The organism is Ramlibacter sp. AN1133, from assembly GCF_037890035.1.
GTDB lineage: Bacteria > Pseudomonadota > Gammaproteobacteria > Burkholderiales > Burkholderiaceae_C > Ramlibacter.
In genome coordinates this window covers 1-17,702 of record NZ_JBBKTQ010000005.1, presented here as the reverse complement: position 1 = coordinate 17,702, position 17,702 = coordinate 1, and the positions used below count along the sequence as shown (strand labels likewise).

Below are 17,702 nucleotides of genomic sequence, written 5' to 3'. Positions count from 1 at the left end.
CTTTCACGCCCCGTTGCCCATCTTCAATCCCTGCACCCGCAGCAATCCATCCGGAATGTTCCTCACCCCCGTGAGCTTCGGGTTGTACGCCCACAGCCACTTGCGGTGGTACAGGTACACGATCGGCCGCTCCTTGAGCACGCGCGCGGCGACCTGCTCGAACAGCTTCCTGCGCTCGTTCACGTCGCGCACCTCGCGCGAGGCCTTGATCAGCTTGTCGGTCTCGGCGTCGCAGTAGCCGGCGTAATTCAGCGGCTGGTTGCAGGCGTGGAAGCTGTAGAGGTTGCCATCGGGGTCGGGCCGTCCGCTCCAGGCCAGCACGTAGGCCTCGAAGTCGCCCTTGTCCGCCATGTTCAGCGAGGTCGCGAACTCCGCCGCCTGGATCTTCACGTCGAAGCCGGCCTCGCGCGTCATCGCCTGCACCACCAGCGCGATGCGCTGCGCGTCCGAGGTCGTGGGCGTCACCAGCGTGAAGCTCGGATTGGGGACGCCGGCTTCCTTGAGAAGCGCCTTGGCGCGGGCGATGTCGCGCTTCGGGATCGGCATGTTCTTCGCATAGAAGGTGTTGGTCGGCGGCACCCACTGGTTGCCCACGATGGCCTCGTTGTCCATCACCACCTGCACCAGGCCCTGGCGGTCCAGCGCCAGCTCGAAGGCCTCGCGCACGCGGCGGTCGCGCCCCAGCGGGTTGTTCTTCGCCTTGTCGCTCTTGCCCACGTTGATCGTGATGCCCTGGTAGCCGATCTCGGTGATGCTGGCCGTCTTGAGCTTCTTCTCCTTGACGATCTTCTCCATGTCGCTGGGCGCCACGCGCTCGATGAAATCGAGCTGGCCGGAACGAAGGTTCGCCAGGCGCACGGTCGCATCCGGGATCGGCACGTAGGTGATGCGGTCGAAGGCGACGCTGGCCTTGTTCCAGTAGTTGGCGTAGCGCTCCAGCACCATGCGGTCCTGCGGCACGCGCTCGACGAACTTGTACGGGCCGGAGCACACCGGGTGCGCGGCGAACTTGTCGCCGGCCGCCTGCGCCGCCTTGGGCGAGACCATCATTCCCGCGCGGTCGGTGAGTTGCGCGAGCAGCGGCGAGAACGGCGCCGACAGGTTCAGGCGCACGGTGGACGGATCGACGACATCCACGGTGGACACGGGCGCCAACTCGCCGCGCCGGTTCGATCCGGGCATCGTCTTGTGCCGCTCGATGTTGTACTTCACCGCCGCCGCGTCGAACTTCTCGCCGTCGTGGAAGGTGACGCCCTGGCGCAGCTTGAGCGTGAGCGCCTTGCCGTCGGCGGACCACTCGTAGCCGGTGGCCAGCTGCGGCACGATGGCGAGCTTCTCGTCGATGTCGAACAGCTTGTCGCACAGCGCCGCGAACACCACGCGGCCGACGAAGGTGCGCGCCAGCGAGGGATCGAGCGCGTCCGGGTCCTCGGCCAGGCCGACGCGCAGCGTCGTCTGTGCCTGGGCGGCGAGCGCGGCGGCGCCGAGCAGGACGACCGCCAGGGGCCGCAGGAGGGATCTAGGCAAGCAGGGCATGGTGGGCTCTCCAGGAAAGTTTCAGGGGCCCGGCGCGGCCGGCGCCGGGGTGACGAAGGCGGCCTGCAGGCGTTCGAGCCGGCGGCGCGCGGGAGCGAAGGCGATCGGCTGCGCTGTGGTGCCGCCGCGGCCCTGCAGCTCGCGCCAGAAGTGGCAGGCGGCGGCGTGGCCGTCGCTCGTCGCTTCCAGCAGCGGCACCTGCTGCGAGCACAGCGGCTGCGCGTGCGGGCAGCGGGTGTGGAAGTGGCAGCCGGAAGGCGGATGCAGCGGGCTGGGCACGTCGCCGCCGATCACCAGGCGGTCGCGCGGCGCGTCCGGCTCCGGCCGCGGGATCGCGGACAGCAGGGCCTGCGTGTAGGGGTGGCGGGGGGAGGCGAACAAGGCGTCCTTGTCCGCCGTCTCGACGATGCGCCCGAGGTACATCACGGCCACGCGCGTGGCGATGTGCTTGACCACCGCGAGGTCGTGCGCGATGAAGACGTAGGCGAGGCCGAAGCGCCGCTGCAGGTCCTGCAGCAGGTTCACCACCTGCGCCTGCACGGACACGTCCAGCGCCGACACGGCTTCGTCGCAGACGATCAGCTTGGGCTCCACCGCGAGCGCCCGCGCGATGCCGATGCGCTGGCGCTGCCCGCCCGAGAACTCGTGCGGATAGCGTTGCGCGTGTTCCGGCGCAAGGCCGACGATGCGCAGCAGCTCCCCGACGCGCCCGGCCTCGCGGCCCGCATGCAGTCCGTGCAGCCGCAGCGGCTCCGCCAGCGTCTGGCCCACGGTCATGCGCGGGTTCAGCGACGAATACGGGTCCTGGAAGATGATCTGCATCGAGCGCCGCCGCGCGCGCAGCTGCGTGGTGGAAAGCCCGCCCATGTCCTGCCCGTCGAACACGACGCGGCCCGCGGTGGGCTCGATCAGGCGCAGGATCAGCCGCCCGAGGGTCGACTTGCCGCAGCCGGATTCGCCGACCACGCCCAGCGTCTCGCCGGCGTGCAGCCGCAGGTCCACGCCATCGACCGCGCGCACCAGCCCGCTCACGCGCCCGAACAGCCCGCGCCGCACCGGGAAGTGCTTGACGAGCCCTTGCACGTCGACGAGCGCGTTCATGGCGTGGCCACCGCTTCGGGCAGGTGCGGCGCCAGCACGTCGGGATCGAGCGGCGCGCGCCAGCAGGCCGACGCGTGCTGCGCGCCGACTTCCATCAGCGGCGGCGACTCGGCATGGCAGCGTGCGATCGCGAACGGGCAGCGCGCCGCGAAATGGCAGCCGCGCGGCCGCTGCAGCGGGTTCGGCACCTGCCCCTCGATCGACGCCAGCCGCTCGCGCGCGACGTCCAGCCGCGGGATCGAGCCGAGCAGGCCCACGGTGTAGGGATGCTGCGGCTGCGCGAAGATCGCGGCCACGCTCGCGCGTTCGACGATGCGGCCGGAATACATCACGACCACTTCGTCGGCGACCTCCGCCACCACGCCCAGGTCGTGCGTGATCAGGATGACCGCGCTGCCGGTTTCCGCCTGCAGGGTGCGCATCAGCGCAAGGATCTGGGCCTGGATGGTGACGTCCAGTGCCGTCGTCGGCTCGTCCGCGATCAGCAGGCGCGGGTTGCAGGCGAGCGCCATCGCGATCATCGCGCGCTGCCGCATGCCGCCCGAGAGCTTGTGCGGATATTCGTGCAAGCGCTGCTCGGGCGCCGGGATGCGCACCTGGCGCAGGACCTCGATGGCGCGCGCCTGCGCCTCGCCGCGCGAGACGGGCCAGTGCCGCAGCAGCGCCTCGACGATCTGCTCGCCGATCGTGAAGGCGGGGTTCAGCGAGGTCATCGGCTCCTGGAAGATCATCGCCATGCCGTTGCCGCGCAGGTCCAGCAGCTCGCGCTTCGGCGCGCCCACCAGCTCCCGCCCCTCGAAGCGGATCGAGCCCCCGGTGATGCGCCCGGGCGGATCGGGCACCAGCCCCATGATGGAAAGCGCCGTCACGCTCTTGCCGCAGCCGGATTCGCCGACGATGGCCAGCGTGCGGCCGGCATCGACGGCGAAGCTCACGCCGTCCACCGCGGGGAAGCTGCCGTCGTCCGTGCTGAATTCGGTGCGCAGGTCGCGCACTTCCAGGACGGGCATCAGGCCGCGCCTCCGCGCTCGCGCTGGAAGCGCTCGATGCGCGCCTCGATCTCGGCGCGGTCGGTGATGCCGACGGCATCGCGCCGGCCGGCGAGGCAGGCGAGGAAGGGCTGGGCGCGCTCCAGGCTCTTGCGGTACAGGCGCCGCAGCTCCAGCACCGGCTCCTCGTGGTCGTCCACGCGCAGGTCCAGCTGCGGATAGTCCTCGTCGGCCTGGATGCGCAGGGCGGCGGCCTGCTTGCCGCGCTTGTCGCCGCCGGCGGCCTCACCCGCGGCGAGGGCGGCGAGCAGGCGCTCGGCCAGGGGCTTGCCGCGCATTTCGAGGAACGTTTCGGCCGTCGCATCGACCACCCGCGCTCCGGCCAGCATGTTGCCGGCGACGCTGAAGTCCTCCCCCAGGCGATGGCCGCACCAGGCTATGCAGGCCGCGCCGGTCCAGGCCGCGGGCTGGCCCTGCGCGGGCAGGACGTGGAGCTGGCGCTGCTCGCGCCCGGCGTCGGCGCCGGTGAGCATCGCGATCACTTGTTCAGGCGTGCGGCCGGCCGCCAGCAGATCCAGGCCCTGCGGTCCGTAGAGCGGATTCATGAGCGCCTGGGTGGCGAGCACGCCGACCCCGCGCCGCGCATGCACGGTGAGCGCGCCCACCGCGAAGAACCGGCTGGCGATGGCAGCGCCGAAGCGGCCCGCCTCGTCGCGCGCCAGGATGGACCACGTCATTCCCGCATCCTTTTGGGGCCCACGGGGGCCCAGTTCGGGGGCATTCTCGGCCCAACGGCCCCGCCAGGCTGCCCGGCGCAACCCTGACGCTCCCCGGCCGTGGTGCGTGCAAAAGGCGGGCCCGACTGAGGAAGATCAAGTGCGGCGGGCCGCCCCGGCCCAAGAATCGGCTCCGACTGCAGGCAAGCTGCCTGCGTAGAAGGAGATTCCGTGTTTCGTCCGCTCGTGACCGTCGCCGCCGTCCTGGCCCTGCTGGGTGGCTGCTCGAAGCAAGAAGCCCCCACCGCCGCGCCGGCGCCGGCCATGCCCGTCGCCGCCGCACCGGTGACCGCCGCGGCACCCGCTGCCACGGCCGCCCCCGCGGCCGCTCCCGCCGCTGAAGCGCCGGCTGCCGCCGCACCCGCACCGGCCGCCCAGCCGGTCGCGCAGAAGGCTCCCGCCGCCGCGCCGCAGGCCAGGGGCCAGGCCGTCGACATGTTCGGTGGCAGTTCCGCCGCCGCCGCGCCGACCGCATCCCACAACCGCGGCAAGGTGCTGCAGACCGCCGAAGGCGGCGGCTACACCTATGCCGAAGTGCAGATGGCCTCCGGCAAGAAGGTCTGGATCGCCGGCTCGCACATCGACGTGAAGCAGGGTGCCGAGGTGGAGTGGGGCAACTACGGCCTGATGCGCGACTTCACGGCCAAGTCGCTGAACCGCACCTTCCCCGAAATCCTGTTCGTGGACCGCTGGGCCCCGGTGGGCCAGGCCCCCGTGGCCGTGGCGCCGCACGGCAAGTTCCCGAATGGCACGCCGGCCGTGAGCGCCGACGAGATGGCCGCGGCCGCCGCGGGCGCGCCCGCCGCCGCAGCCGCCGATCCCTCCGCGCGCGGCACGGTCAAGACCGTGACCAACGCCGGCGGCTACAGCTACATCGAGGTGGAGCAAGGCGCCGGCAAGACCGTGTGGGTGGCCGCGATGGAAACGCCCATGAAGGCCGGCGACAAGGTCCAGTGGCAGGGCGGCACGCAGATGAGCAACTTCACCGCGCGCTCGCTCGGCAAGACCTTCGACAAGATCATCTTCGCCCAGGCGGTGTCCGTCGGGAAGTAACGTGTGACTCCTTCCCTCCGGGGAAGAACGTGGGGTGGGGGATGCGGATGCATCCCCCTTTTTTTATGGCGTTACCCGCCGTGGAAGCCCTTGAGGATGTCTTCCTGCGGCCGCTCCGGATCGATCGTCGAATCGTTGGTGCGGCGGGGCGAGTCGAGGCGGTGGCTTTCCGCCTTGGCCTTCTCCAGGTCCGCCTTCACTTCTTCCGGCGGCGTCGGCGTGGCGTCGTTCAGTTCCGCGTTCGCGGGTGGGGCCGGCGTGTTCATGCGCCCATGATGGCCAGCCGCGCAGCCGCCGGATGTAGGGCGTCATCCTTTTTCGCCTGCCGCGAGTCCCGATTGACGCTGGCTCGCCGGCCCCTGTAGCCTGCCGGACTTCCCCACACAGGAGCCGCGATGCGTCTGATCCCGAGGATTCTCACCGGCCTGGTCCTGCTCGGCAGCCTGTTCGCGCTGCCCGCATCGGCCCAGTCCGACTATCCGAACAAGCCCATCAAGTTCATCGTGCCCTATCCGCCCGGCGGCACGACCGACCTGCTGGCGCGGCTGATGAGCCAGTGGCTGTCGCAACGGCTGAACCAGCAGGTGGTGGTGGAGAACAAGGCCGGCGGCGGCAACAACATCGGCACCGAGATGGCGGTGAAGTCCCCGCCGGACGGCTACACGATCTTCCTGGTCAACCCCGCCAACGCGATCAACGCCACGCTGTACCCCAAGCTGCCCTTCAACTTCCTGGAGGACATGGCGCCGGTGGCCGGTATCGTGCGGGTGCCCAACGTGATGACGGTGACCAAGAACTTCCCTGCGAAGACCGTGGCCGAATTCATCGACTACGCGAAGAAGAACCCCGGCAAGATCAACATGGCGTCGTCCGGCTCCGGCACCTCGGTGCACCTGTCGGGCGAGATGTTCAAGTTCATGACCGGCATCGACATGAAGCACGTGCCGTACAAGGGCGCGGGGCCCGCGATCACGGACCTGATCGGCGGCCAGGTCGACGTGCTGTTCGACAACATGCCCTCCATCATCGGGCACATCCGCGGCGGCTCGGTGCGCGCGCTCGCGGTGACGAGCGCGCAACGCTCGCCGGCGCTCGACGTGCCCACGGTGGCCGACACGGTGCCGGGCTACGAAGCGAGTGCCTGGTTCGGCATTGCGGTGCCCAAGGGCACGCCGGCGGCGGCCGTGCAGCGCCTCAACCGCGAGGTGAATGCGGCGCTGGTCGACGCCGGCATGAAGGCCAAGCTGGCGGACCTGGGCGGCCTGCCGATCGCCGGCACCCCCGAGCAGTTCTGGGCCATCCACAAGATGGAGACCGAGAAGTGGGCCAAGATCGTCCACTTCTCCGGCGCGAAGGTGGACTGATCAACCACGAGGTGGCCGCGCCGGCTGCCCGCTCACGCGGCCGGGGGGCGCGGCCGGCAATCTCCTCCTGCACGTTCCGCTCGGGCGAGTCAGTACCATCGCGGGACCTTGAAGGAGATCCCGACCATGAACGGCGCCCAGAGCCTCGTCGCCACGCTGCTTGCCTCCGGCGTCGACACCTGCTTCGCCAACCCCGGCACCAGCGAGATGCACTTCGTGGCCGCGCTCGACCAGAGCGCCGGCCTGCGCTGCGTGCTGGGCCTGCAGGAGAACGTCGTGACCGGCATGGCCGACGGCTACTGGCGCATCGCGGGCAAGCCCGCCTGCACGCTGCTGCACTGCGGCCCGGGCCTGGCCAACGGCATCGCCAACCTGCACAACGCGCGCCGCGCGCGCAGCGGCATCGTCAACATCGTCGGCGACCAGGCCACCTGGCACAGGCCGTACGATCCGCCGCTGAGCGCCGACACCGAAGGCCTGGCGCGCACCGTGTCGGCCTGGGTGCGCACGAGCACCCACGCGGCCGACGTCGGCCGCGATGCGGCCGCGGCCGTGCAGGCCGCGCGCACGGCGCCGGGACAGGTCGCGACGCTGATCCTGCCCTCGGACGCCTCGTGGGACGAGGGCGGCCTCGTCGGCGAGCCGCTGCCCGTGCCCGCCCCGCCCGCATTCGACGGCTTCGCCATCGAGAACGCCGCGCGCGTGCTGCGCAGCGGCCAGCCGACGCTGATCCTGCTGGCCGGCGGCGGCGTGCGCGGCGAATCGCAGGCGCTGGCCTGGCGCATCGCCCAGGCCACCGGCGCGCAGCTGATGGCCGACTACATGAACGCCCACGTGGAGCGCGGCCGCGGCAGGCTGCAGCTCGAACGCACGCCGTACAACACCGACCTCGCGATGGAGGCCTTCGCCCGCTTCGAGCACATCCTGCTGGTGGGCGCGAAACCGCCGGTGGCTTTCTTCGCCTATCCGGGCAAGCCTTCGATGCAGGCGCCGTCGAATGCGCAGCTGCACGTGGTGACCCGGCCCGAACAGGATGCGGCAGCCGCCCTGCGGGCACTCGCCGAGACGCTGGGCGCCAAGCAGGTGCCGTTGCCCGATCCCGGGCCGCGCCCGCAAGCCGCCAGCGGCGCGCCCGCGCCCGACAAGGTGGCGCAGACGATCGCGGCGCTGATGCCCGAGCACAGCATCGTCTCGGACGAGAGCGTGTCCTTCGGCCGCGGGTTCTACAAGCACTCGCATGCGGCCCCGCAGCACGACTGGCTGCACCTGGTGGGCGGCGCGATCGGTGCCGGACTGCCGGTGGCGACGGGTGCTGCCCTGGCCGGGGGCGGCCGGCGCGTCATCAGCCTGCAGGCCGACGGCTCCGCCATGTATTCGCTGCAGGCCCTGTGGACGCAGGCGCGCGAGAAGCTGCCGTGCACGACCGTGCTGCTCAACAACCGCAAGTACGCGATCCTGCAGGGGGAATACCGGAGCGTGGGGGCGACCCCGGGTCCGACCGCCTTGCGGATGCTGGACCTGGGGGATCCGGATCTCGGGTGGGTTCAGCTGGCCGCCGGGATGGGCGTGGAGGGCGCCCGGGCCAGCACGATGGAGGAGTGTGCCGATCTGCTCGCGCGCAGCTTCCGGCAGCCGGGGCCCTTCGTCATCGAGCTGATGGTGTGAGCCCCGCGCGGAGGGCGGGCCGCCCTCCGGGTGCAGTCTCAGTGCAGGACTTCGACGGCCGGGTAGGTGAGTTCGCGGCCGATCATGGCGCGGGCGTAGAAGTAGTTGTTGCGCGCCTTCTCGCTCATGTTGTCGAGGTCGACCTGGCCCTTGGGGTCGCAGGGAAATGCAAAACCGCGGCCGCTGTCGAACAGCGAGCGGAAGCACAGCTGGAACTGGGAGTTGGCGGAATCCATCATTTGGGGTCTCCTCGCGGGGGTTGCATCGCCTCTCGGCATGGGAGAACTATCGGAGAGAGTCGGGATTCCCGCGATCAGCCGACACTGAATCACGGCCTCGGCGCCTTCCGATTCGCGGGCAGGGCGTCCGCCGAGCCGGGATAGGAAGAGTCCTATGCCGCGACAGGCAAGCGCGCATGGGCCAGTGCGCGGAGGCCTTGGTCGAGTTGCCGCGGGGCCGTGCGGGTGTGAGCTATTGCGCAACGCGCGCGCTGCGCGCGTGCTCAAGCCCGTACGGGCAGCGTGGAATGCGCCTCGCGCGCCAGGCGCTCCCGTTCCTCGGGATGGGCGATCGCCAGCATCTCCTGCACGCGTTGGGCGAGGGTCAGGCCCCGCAGGTCCGCCACGCCGTGTTCGGTGACCACGACCACCGCGTCGCCGCGGGCGGTGCTCACCGGGCCGTGCAGGCGCGCCACGATGCGGCTCGTTTCCGACTTGCCGCCGGTGCGCGAGGGCAGCGCGATGATCGGCATGCCACCGCGCGAGGCCCGCGCGCCCCGCACGAAGTCCACTGCGCCGCCGACGGCGCCGACGTACACGCCGCCGGCGACCTCCGCGTTCACCTGCCCCGTGAGGTCGACTTCGATCGCCGCATTGATCGTCACCAGCCGGTCAATGGATGCGAGCACCTGCGGCGCGTGCGTGTAGTCGACGCTGCGCACCTGCAGCGCGGGATTGCAGTCGGCGAGCGTGTTGAGCGAGCTGCTGCCCATCAGGCAGCCGGCCACGCTCACGCCCGCGTCGATCGTCTTGCGGGCATTCGTGATCACGCCCGCGCGGATCAGCGCCGCCACGCCGTCGCCCATGGAACCGGAGTGGAAACCCAGGTCGCGCCGGTCGGTGAGCTGCAGCGCGATCGCATCGGGCAGGCTGCCGATGCCGGTCTGGATCGTCATGCCGTCCTCGACCAGCGCCGCGACGTTGCGCGCCACCGCGGCTTCGGCCGGATGCCCCTTGGCCGGCGGCGGGGCAAGCGGCGGCCGGTCGGTGTGCACGCCGAAGTGGACCTGTGCGGCGGTGAGGAAGTGCGGGCCGTGCGTGCGCGGCGCCTGCGCGTTGATCTCGGCGACCACGACGCGCGCCTGCGCCAGCGCGGGCACCACGTAGTCGCCGGCCAGCGAGAGGCTGAAGCGGCCCTGTTCGTCCGCGGGCGCGACCTGCACCAGCACCACGTCCACCGGGAGCTGGCCGCGCCGCATCAGCGTGCCCAGCTCGGAATAGTGGCAGGGCAGGATGTCCAGCGCGCCGGCCTGCACCAGCGCGCGGTTGCGCCCGCCGCCGCAATAGGAAAGGAAGCGCACCGCGTCGGCGAAGGCGGGCTGCACCGCGTCGGACCACGACACGCCGATGAAGGCGGCGAAGCGGCCGATCTCGTGCCGCTGCGCCATCAGGGCCGCCGTCAGCGCGAAGGGTTCCGAAGCCGCCTGGCCCCACACCACCGTGTCCCCCGGCCGCACGATGCCGGCGAAGCGCAGGTCGGCGAGGGCGAGCTCCTTCACGTGCCGAAGGTCACGATCGCGCGGCCGCGCACGCCGCCCGCGATCAGCCTCTCGCAGTGCCCGAGCAGCTGCGAGAACGGGATCGTGTAGCAGATGTCGTGGATGTGGCGCGGGTGCAGGTCGCCGCCCGGCATCATGCGGCGCCACACGTCGCCGCGCTCCGGCACGGGGTGGTTGCCGTTGATTCCCACCAGCGACACGCTGCGCAGGATGAAGGGATAGATCGAGGTCTTCAGCTCCTCGCCCGCCGCGTTGCCGAAGGCGCACACCACGCCGCGCTTCTTCATCGAGCGCAGCAGCGCGTCGAGCGGTGCGCCGCCCACCGCGTCGATCGCGGCGGCCCAGCGCTGGTCCTCCAGCGGCTTGTCGCCGGAGGCGATCTGCTCGCGCCCGATGATTTGGGCCGCGCCGAGCTTCTTCAGGTACTCGTGCTCGGTGGCCTTGCCGGTGCTGGCCACGACGTGGAAGCCGAGGCCCGCCAGCATGTCGATCGCGAACGAGGAACTGCCGCCGGTGCCGCCCGTCACGACCACCGGGCCGCTTTCCGGCTTGATCCCGCGCTGCAGGAGTTCGTCGACCGCCAGCGCCGACGTATAGGCCGCGAGGCCCATGCCCACGATGTAGAAGCCGTCGCTGCCCGGGGGCACGCGCCCGACCCATTCCGCGGGCACGCGCACGTATTCGCTGTAGGCGCCGTCGCGGCGCATGCCGAAGTCGCGGCCGCCCTGCACGGTGACGAGCTCGCCCTCGCGCAGCCCCGAGCCACCCGGATCGACCACGGTGCCGACCACCTCCACCCCCGGCACGCAGGGAAAGCGCGAGATCACGTTGCCCACGCCCGTGACGGCGCGCGCATCCTTGTAGTTGACCGCGGCGTAGCGCGACCGGATGACGACCTCGCCCGCATCGAGGTCGGAGAGCGATTGTTCGACGAGCCGGCTCTTGCGCTCGCCGCCTTCGGAATACAGGCGGATGGCCTGGAACTTCATGGCTGCACGTCCTTCTTCTGCACCACCGCGCCGCTGGCGAGCAGCGCGGCGATTTCGTCTTCCGGCACGCCCGCTGCGTGCAGGATCTCCACCGAGTGTTCCCCGATCGCCGGCGGCCCGCGCCGCACGCGCGCCTGCGCATCGCGGTCGCCGAAGGCCGCGCCCGGCATGCGCACCACGCCGGCATCCGCGGTGCGCATTTCCACGATCACGCCGTTGTGCGCGAGCTGGGGCGAGGCCGCCAGCATGTCGTAGTCGGCGATGGGGCCGCAGATGATGTCGACGGCCTCCATCCGTTCCTGCCACTCGGCGCTGGTGTGCGTTGCAAGCCGCCGCGACAACTCGGACATCAGCGCCTTGCGGTTCGCCACCCGCTGCGCGTTGGTGGCGAAGCGCTCGTCGCCGGCCAGTGCCGGGTCGCCCAGCAGCGCGCACAGCGCCTTCCAGCGGTCCTCGTGGTAGGCGGCGATCATGATCCAGCCGTCCCTGGTGGGATAGGCCTCGTTGGGCGCGGAGTAGGGCGCGGCCGTCCCCGTGCGCGCGGGCTTCTCGCCGCAGGAAAGGTACGAGGCGACGGCGGACTGCTGCAGCATGATCGCGCTGTTGTACAGGTTCACGTCGAGGTGCTGGCCTGCGCCGGTCGCATCGCGCACGCGCAGCGCGGCGAGGATGGCGCCCATGGCGAGGAAGCCGGTGGTCATGTCCGCCGCCGGCGTCAGCACCTTCATGGGCGGCGAATCCTCGCTGCCGATGTTGCTCATGAGGCCGGAGACGGCCTGGATGATCCCGTCCACGCCGGGCTTGTCGCGCCAGGGGCCGGTCTGGCCATAGGCCGAGACCGAGCAGAACACGAGGCGGGGGTTCAGCAGGCGCAGCGCCTCGTAGCCCAGGCCCAGCCGGTCCATCACGCCGGGGCGGAAGCTTTCCAGCACGACGTCCGCGCGCGCGGCCATGCGCCGCACGAGCTGCGGACCCTGCGGCTTCTTCAGGTCGATGGCGATCGAGCGCTTGTTGCGGTTGAAGCTCATCGACACCACCGACTCGCCGTGCTGCCATGGCGGCCCGAGCTTGCGGCCGATGTCGCCGGCGGGTGGCTCGATCTTGATCACGTCCGCGCCCAGGTCCCCCAGCAGCATGCCGCAGGTGGGCCCCGCGCCCACCTGCGAGAAATCGAGCACCATGACGCCCGCGAGCGCGTCGTTGATGTTCACCGCCATGGACGCTCAGTCGACCTTGATGCCGCCCATTTCCCGGATCGACTTCTGCCAGCGCGCCAGGTCGCGCTTCATCAGGTCGGCCATCTGGTCGGCGTTCAGGTAGCTGATGTCGAAGCCCTGCTGCACGAGGCGCTCGCGCACGGACGGATCCTGCAGCGTCTTCTGGATGTCGGAGGACAGGCGCGCCACCACGTCGCGCGGCGTGCCGGCCGGCGCGAGGATCGAATACCACAGGGGCACGTCATACCCGGGCAGGCCCGATTCGGCGATGGTGGGCAGGTTGGGCGCGACCAGCGAGCGCCTGGGCGTGGTGACGGCCAGCGCCTTGAGCTTGCCTGCCTTGATGTGCGGCTCCACCGAGGCCATGGTGGCGATCGCGCTTTGCACCTGGCCGCCCAGCAGGTCGGCGATGGCGGGGCCGGTGCCCTTGTACGGCACGTGCGTCACGCTGATGCCGGCGGCGTGGTTGAACACCTCGAAGGCGATGTGCTGCGGCGTGCCGCTGCCGGGCGTGCCGTGGTTCAGCTTGCCCGGATTGGCCTTGGCCAGCGCGATGAACTCGCGCACGTTGCTGGCCTGCACCGAAGGATGCACCACCAGCACCATCGGCACGCTGGCCGCCTGGGCGACGGCCACGAAGTCCTTCTCGATGTCGAAGGGCAGCTTCTGGAAGGCGGGATTCATCGTGACCTGGTTGGAGGCGATCACGATCGTGTAGCCATCGGGCGGCGCCTTGGCCGCCAGGTCTGTGCCGAGGTTGCCGCCGGCGCCGCCGCGGTTGTCGACCACCACCGGCTGGCCCAGCAGCTCGGCGAGCTTCGGCTGCATGGCGCGCGCGAGGATGTCGTTGCCCCCGCCTGGCGGGAAGGGCACGATGAAGCGGATCGGCTTCTCGGGGTACTTCTGGGCGTGGACCAGCGGCGCGGCAACGAGGGTGCAGGCCGCGAGCAGGGCGCAGGCGGCGTTCTTCAGGAGGGTGTTCATGCGGGTGGCCGTTCGGCGGAGGGCCGCGCCGCGCGGGCGCGGGAATTCGGGGGGACGCTCTGCCGCCGCATGCCCGTGGGGCCGCAGCGACGCAAAAGCGATCGTAGTCCCGGTGGCGTTAGCATGCCACCCGCACAAACCCGCCCTCGGGGGGCCTCAAGGACCGGCCGGCGCCTCGTCGTTGGCGACCACGTGCACGGTGGACGCAAGTTCGCATGCGCCGCTGAGCGAATTGGTGATGAGGCACAGGCGCTTGGCGTGCTGCAGGACGCTTTGCGCCAGGGTCTCGCTGGTGCCCGGCGAGACGGTGAGCCGCGGCGAGATCGTGAAGCGCGTGAACAGCGTGGTGCCGTCCGCCTTCTCCAGCACGCCCTCGACGTCCACCGCCAGCGACAACCACGCCAGCCTGGACGCCCGCGCGCTGGCGCGGAACGACAGGATGAAGCAGTCGGCGATGGCGGCGACCAGCAGCGTTTCCGGTGACCAGTGGCCGGGCGGGCCGCCGAACTCCGGCGGCGCGTCGGTCTCGATCTCCGGCAGGCCTTCTGCACCGACCATCACGCGCCCCGTGCCGGCCGCACGTGCCTGTGCGTGATAGCGATGCGGGAAGGGGTGCATGGTCAACGGGTGCCGGCGCGCACCTTGCAGGTGCTGATGCCGAGCAACGCATACGGCGGGCACCAGCCGATCAGGCCGGTGGCCAGGGGCACCACGCCGAGCCAGCCCCACACGCCGATGGTGCCGGTGAGGGTGAGGCCGATCAGGGCCAGGCCGACCAGGACGCGGAGGATGCGGTCGATGCTGCCGACGTTTGCTTTCATGGGTTTGCTCCTTGGGTGAGATGGGGTGCCCGCATTGCAGCAGACGCGCGTGCGCCTGTATGTGACTTTGGTTACCCAGCCTCCGCCACCCGGCGCAGGGCTGCGCCGTCGCGGATGCGGATGCGCTCGCGCGCCAGTTCGATCCAGCCCTCGCGCTCGAAGCGGCGCAGGAGGCGCGTGACCATCTCGCGCACCGTGCCCAGCACGTTCGCGAGCTCCTGGTGCGTGACGGCAAGCTCGGGGCCGTGCCCGAGCAGGGCTGCGGCAAGCCGCCGATCCAGCTTCTGGAAGGCCACCTCGTCGACGAGCGCCGTCAGGTCGGCCATGCGCTCGGCGTAGAGGCCCAGCACGAAGTCGCGAAAGACGGGCTGCGCCAGCCAGGCCTTGAACGTCGGCGGCGGCACGAGCAGCAGGCGCGCGGGACGCGTGGTGACCGCCTGCGCCGACAGCGGCTGGCTGCGGAACAGGCAGGCACTGGAGGCGAGGCACACCTCGCCCGGAACGATCCGGTACAGCTCCAGCGAGCGGCCGTCGGGCGAACTGCGGCTGACGCGCACCTCGCCTTCGAGCAGCAGCGGGAAGCCGCGGCAGGGATCGTTCTCGGTGAAGAGGATGGTGCCGGCGGGCGCGGCGATGGCCTGGGCGGCAAGCGCGGCCAGTTCACCGCCGAGGGGGCGCAGGGCGGGGTACAGGTGCAGGAGGTCCGCCAGGGTTTCGGGCATGCGGGGATGCTTCACCCGCCGGAGGCCGGGCGGGTTGATGGGGGTCAAGCGGCGGGGTCGCGGTGGGTGGGCGGCGACCGGTGGCGAGGAGGTGTTGGTGGGAGAGGGAATTCAGGGGGTCATGCTCGGGCTGCCGCGCGGGGCCGGCAGCGGCCCCGCCGCCGCCGCGGCCGCTGCTGGCGCCGGCACCGGCACCACCCCCGTTGTCGCGCGACTGGCAAGGGCATCGAGGGGGCTGCACGTGGTGCCGGCGGCGATCTTCAGGACGTGGGTGTAGATCATCGTGGTGCTCACGTCGCTGTGGCCCAGGAGTTCCTGCACGGTGCGGATGTCGGTGCCGGCCTGCAGCAGGTGCGTGGCGAAGCTGTGGCGCAGCGTGTGCGCGGAGACGCGCTTGTCGATGCCCGCGGAGACGACCGCCCTCTTGATCGCTCGCTGCAGCCGTTCCTCGAAGAGGTGATGCCGGCGCTGCGCGCCGTGCCGCGCGTCGCCCGAAAGCACCGGCGACGGAAAGACCCAGAACCATGCCCACGTGCTGGCCATTTGCGGGTACTTCCTCTCCAGTGCGTCGGGAACCTGGACGCCTGCGATGCCGCCGCGGCGATCCCGCTCCCATGTCGCGCGCGCTTCGGCGAGCTGCGCGCGCAGGGTGCCGTCGAGCGAGTGGGGGAGCATGACGACGCGGTCCTTGTTGCCCTTGGCCTCGCGGATGACGATCACGCAGCGATCGAAATCCACGTCCTTCACCCTCAGCCTGAGGGCCTCCATCAGGCGCATGCCGGTGCCGTACAGGAGGCAAGCGACAAGTCGCGTCACGCCCTGCATGGAAACGAGGAGCCGGTCGACCTCTTCGCGCGTGAGCACGGACGGGATGCGGCGGCGATAGAGCGGGCGAGCCAGCTCCTGCAGCCATGGAAGCTCGACGCAGAGAACCTCGCGGTACAGGAACAGGATGGCGCAGAGTGCCTGGCCGTGCGTGGACGGCGAGACCTGCCGCTCGCTGGCCAGCATCGTGAGAAACGCTTGCACCTCGTGCGCGCCCATGTCGCGTGGGTGCTTCAAGCCGTGCCAGCGGATGAAGAAGCGAATCCAGTAAACGTAGGCCTTCTCGGTGCGCGGGCTATAGTGCAAATAGCGCGCTTGTTCGCGGACCTGTTCCAGCAGGCGCGGGGACTGGAATGCAGGTGGGGGGCGGGGGTGCACGGGGTACGCTGTTCGTACTGTTGTTAAATACAGTATAGGGCGGGGAGGAGGTGCGTGCAAGGCTCTCCGCCGATAGGAGGGGGATGACCAGGGGCTGGTGGCCCGATGGGCTGGGCTTTATCCCGCATGCGTGCCGTCGGGGGGCTGCTACGGGATAAAAGTCTGCGAAAGGCGGTTGTTCTTATCCACCGTTTACGAAGGATTCTTCGTATGAGTCAAGGACATAGCGCACGGGCTGGAAGGGGTTTATTCCGGCGGGTGGGGGATATGGGAGCTTTTGGTGACGTCTAAATTACGTTAGGCGGCATCAGGACCGACCTAGGCTCATCATGAAGCACACCGTTGTGGCATTGCTCATTTCCGGCTTTGCATTCGGGGCAATTGCAGCCGATGCGTCCGGGAGGTTCACCATCCTGAGTATGGGCACAAAGAGTTGCGGGGAAGTCGTTGGCGACTTCAAGGATGATGGGCGAGCGAAGCTGAGTAACAGCATCTGGGTCGCAGGATACTTGACCGCCATCAACGAGTACGTCGTACAGCGCTCGAATGTTGCCGCGGGAACAGATGCGGCGGCCTGGGACTTGTGGATCTACAACTACTGCAGCGCGAATCCCTTGGATTCGCTGTCGCAAGCCACTTCGGCACTTGCTAAGGAACTCGCAAAACGGAACCGCTGAGCGTATGTTCGCGCGCATGCCGCCTAACAGGTCGTTCGACGCGGACACACACCGGCAAGGCGCCGCAAGCCGTGCGCGGGAGCATACGGCTTGCGGCGCCTTGCCGGTGTGTGCCGGTCAACTCCAACGTTAGATGTCATCATGCCGTTTCTAGACCCAGAGGCGCGCGCCGCGTTGCGGGAACAGCTCCGTGTTCGGCGCGAACCTCGTGTACTCGTCGACGGCAAGTTGGTACCTGGCTCGGTTCCGTACTTGCGCTCTCTAATGGCAGCCGCCGAAGATGAGTACGAACGTGACGATCTGCTCGCTGAAGTGGGGGCGGAATACATCCGTGCAGACATGGATGACGAGTACTTGCAAGTGCAGCGGGAGCGAGTTGGAAATCACCCCGATGCTGCGGTCATGTGGCTCTCGCTCGCACACGCACTCAGCGGACGGCCCGACGGTGCCGCAGAGGCGCTTGACGCTGCCGCGCGGGCAGTCGATATTTCTCGCTCTGTTGGAGCTCTGCTCCGATATTCGCTTTGCTGCCAAGCTCGGGTTGCGAGGGCAACTGGGAATCGAGAGGTATTCGAGCGGGCGTTGTCCGATCTTCTGGCTGACGCTGAGAACTACCGCAAGGAAGACAGCGGATTCTTCGGCGATTTTGTGAAAGACCTGCCGGAAGGCTTCTGTTCTCGGGAGCTTGTCGCTGCGTACAAGAGGCTACTGCCGGAGAATGACATCTAACAGAACGGTCGACGCGGACACGTTGCGGCAAGGGGCCGCACGGCGCAGTTGGAAATCGTGCACCGTGCGGCCCCTTGCCGCAACGTGCCGGTCACCTTC

General features: G+C 69.9%; 19 protein-coding genes. 5 read left to right on the top strand and 14 right to left on the bottom strand.

Annotated features, from left to right (window positions below; all coding sequences use genetic code 11):
• Positions 1-3: 3 nt before the first annotated feature.
• The 4 genes from WG923_RS07965 to WG923_RS07950 are packed head-to-tail and all read right to left on the bottom strand — an operon-like array spanning position 4 to position 4,363.
• Entirely contained in the window at positions 4-1,527 is a 1,524-nt protein-coding gene (locus WG923_RS07965; RefSeq protein WP_340350420.1) for an ABC transporter substrate-binding protein, read from the bottom strand.
• A gap of 30 nt (positions 1,528-1,557) precedes the next feature.
• A complete protein-coding gene (locus WG923_RS07960; RefSeq protein ID WP_340350419.1) occupies positions 1,558-2,637 on the bottom strand; it encodes an ABC transporter ATP-binding protein in 1,080 nt (359 codons plus the stop codon).
• A complete protein-coding gene (locus tag WG923_RS07955; protein WP_340350418.1) occupies positions 2,634-3,647 on the bottom strand; it encodes an ABC transporter ATP-binding protein in 1,014 nt (337 codons plus the stop codon). The genes WG923_RS07960 and WG923_RS07955 overlap by 4 nt, the downstream gene beginning before the upstream one ends.
• Positions 3,647-4,363: a DUF1028 domain-containing protein gene (locus WG923_RS07950; RefSeq protein WP_340350417.1), complete on the bottom strand. Its 717-nt coding sequence runs from the start codon at positions 4,361-4,363 to the stop codon at positions 3,647-3,649. The genes WG923_RS07955 and WG923_RS07950 overlap by 1 nt, the downstream gene beginning before the upstream one ends.
• Positions 4,364-4,573: 210 nt before the next feature.
• Between WG923_RS07950 and WG923_RS07945 the strand changes: the two genes are divergently transcribed.
• Positions 4,574-5,455, top strand: coding sequence for a hypothetical protein (locus WG923_RS07945; protein WP_340350416.1), 882 nt, complete (start codon positions 4,574-4,576; stop codon positions 5,453-5,455).
• Between the two features lie 71 nt (positions 5,456-5,526).
• Here the strand turns inward: WG923_RS07945 and WG923_RS07940 are convergent, their stop codons facing one another.
• On the bottom strand, positions 5,527-5,721 hold the full coding sequence (locus tag WG923_RS07940; RefSeq protein ID WP_340350415.1) for a hypothetical protein: 195 nt from the start codon (positions 5,719-5,721) through the stop codon (positions 5,527-5,529).
• Positions 5,722-5,850: 129 nt separating this feature from the next.
• On the opposite strand from WG923_RS07940, the gene WG923_RS07935 reads away from it, so the two are divergent.
• Entirely contained in the window at positions 5,851-6,819 is a 969-nt protein-coding gene (locus WG923_RS07935; protein WP_340350414.1) for a Bug family tripartite tricarboxylate transporter substrate binding protein, read from the top strand.
• Positions 6,820-6,945: 126 nt separating this feature from the next.
• Complete coding sequence (locus WG923_RS07930) at positions 6,946-8,484, top strand: acetolactate synthase large subunit (protein ID WP_340350413.1); 1,539 nt, start codon at positions 6,946-6,948, stop codon at positions 8,482-8,484.
• A 38-nt stretch (positions 8,485-8,522) separates the two neighbouring features.
• On the opposite strand, the gene WG923_RS07925 is transcribed toward WG923_RS07930, so the two are convergent.
• From WG923_RS07925 to WG923_RS07885, 9 genes are all read right to left on the bottom strand, one after another.
• The gene (locus tag WG923_RS07925) at positions 8,523-8,723 is read right to left on the bottom strand and encodes a hypothetical protein (RefSeq protein WP_340350412.1); all 201 of its coding nucleotides are present in this window, start codon (positions 8,721-8,723) and stop codon (positions 8,523-8,525) included.
• 263 nt (positions 8,724-8,986) lie between these two features.
• Positions 8,987-10,261: an acetyl-CoA hydrolase/transferase family protein gene (locus tag WG923_RS07920; protein ID WP_340350411.1), complete on the bottom strand. Its 1,275-nt coding sequence runs from the start codon at positions 10,259-10,261 to the stop codon at positions 8,987-8,989.
• Entirely contained in the window at positions 10,258-11,250 is a 993-nt protein-coding gene (locus WG923_RS07915; protein WP_340350410.1) for an acrylyl-CoA reductase family protein, read from the bottom strand. The genes WG923_RS07920 and WG923_RS07915 overlap by 4 nt, the downstream gene beginning before the upstream one ends.
• Positions 11,247-12,467, bottom strand: a complete 1,221-nt coding sequence (locus WG923_RS07910) for a CaiB/BaiF CoA transferase family protein (RefSeq protein WP_340350409.1) — start codon at positions 12,465-12,467, stop codon at positions 11,247-11,249. Before WG923_RS07910 ends, WG923_RS07915 begins: the two co-directional genes overlap by 4 nt.
• A gap of 6 nt (positions 12,468-12,473) precedes the next feature.
• Complete coding sequence (locus WG923_RS07905) at positions 12,474-13,451, bottom strand: tripartite tricarboxylate transporter substrate binding protein (RefSeq protein WP_340350408.1); 978 nt, start codon at positions 13,449-13,451, stop codon at positions 12,474-12,476.
• 156 nt (positions 13,452-13,607) lie between these two features.
• Complete coding sequence (locus tag WG923_RS07900; protein WP_340350407.1) at positions 13,608-14,069, bottom strand: OsmC family protein; 462 nt, start codon at positions 14,067-14,069, stop codon at positions 13,608-13,610.
• 2 nt (positions 14,070-14,071) lie between these two features.
• Positions 14,072-14,272 carry a YgaP family membrane protein gene (locus tag WG923_RS07895; RefSeq protein ID WP_340350406.1) on the bottom strand — a complete coding sequence of 67 codons (201 nt, stop codon included), beginning with the start codon at positions 14,270-14,272 and terminating at the stop codon, positions 14,072-14,074.
• 71 nt (positions 14,273-14,343) lie between these two features.
• Positions 14,344-14,994 carry a Crp/Fnr family transcriptional regulator gene (locus WG923_RS07890; RefSeq protein ID WP_340350405.1) on the bottom strand — a complete coding sequence of 217 codons (651 nt, stop codon included), beginning with the start codon at positions 14,992-14,994 and terminating at the stop codon, positions 14,344-14,346.
• A 111-nt stretch (positions 14,995-15,105) separates the two neighbouring features.
• Positions 15,106-16,197, bottom strand: a complete 1,092-nt coding sequence (locus tag WG923_RS07885) for an integron integrase (RefSeq protein ID WP_445322908.1) — start codon at positions 16,195-16,197, stop codon at positions 15,106-15,108.
• A 329-nt stretch (positions 16,198-16,526) separates the two neighbouring features.
• On the opposite strand from WG923_RS07885, the gene WG923_RS07880 reads away from it, so the two are divergent.
• Positions 16,527-16,874, top strand: a complete 348-nt coding sequence (locus WG923_RS07880) for a hypothetical protein (protein WP_340350404.1) — start codon at positions 16,527-16,529, stop codon at positions 16,872-16,874.
• A 264-nt stretch (positions 16,875-17,138) separates the two neighbouring features.
• Complete coding sequence (locus tag WG923_RS07875; protein ID WP_340350403.1) at positions 17,139-17,603, top strand: hypothetical protein; 465 nt, start codon at positions 17,139-17,141, stop codon at positions 17,601-17,603.
• Positions 17,604-17,702 lie beyond the last annotated feature (99 nt).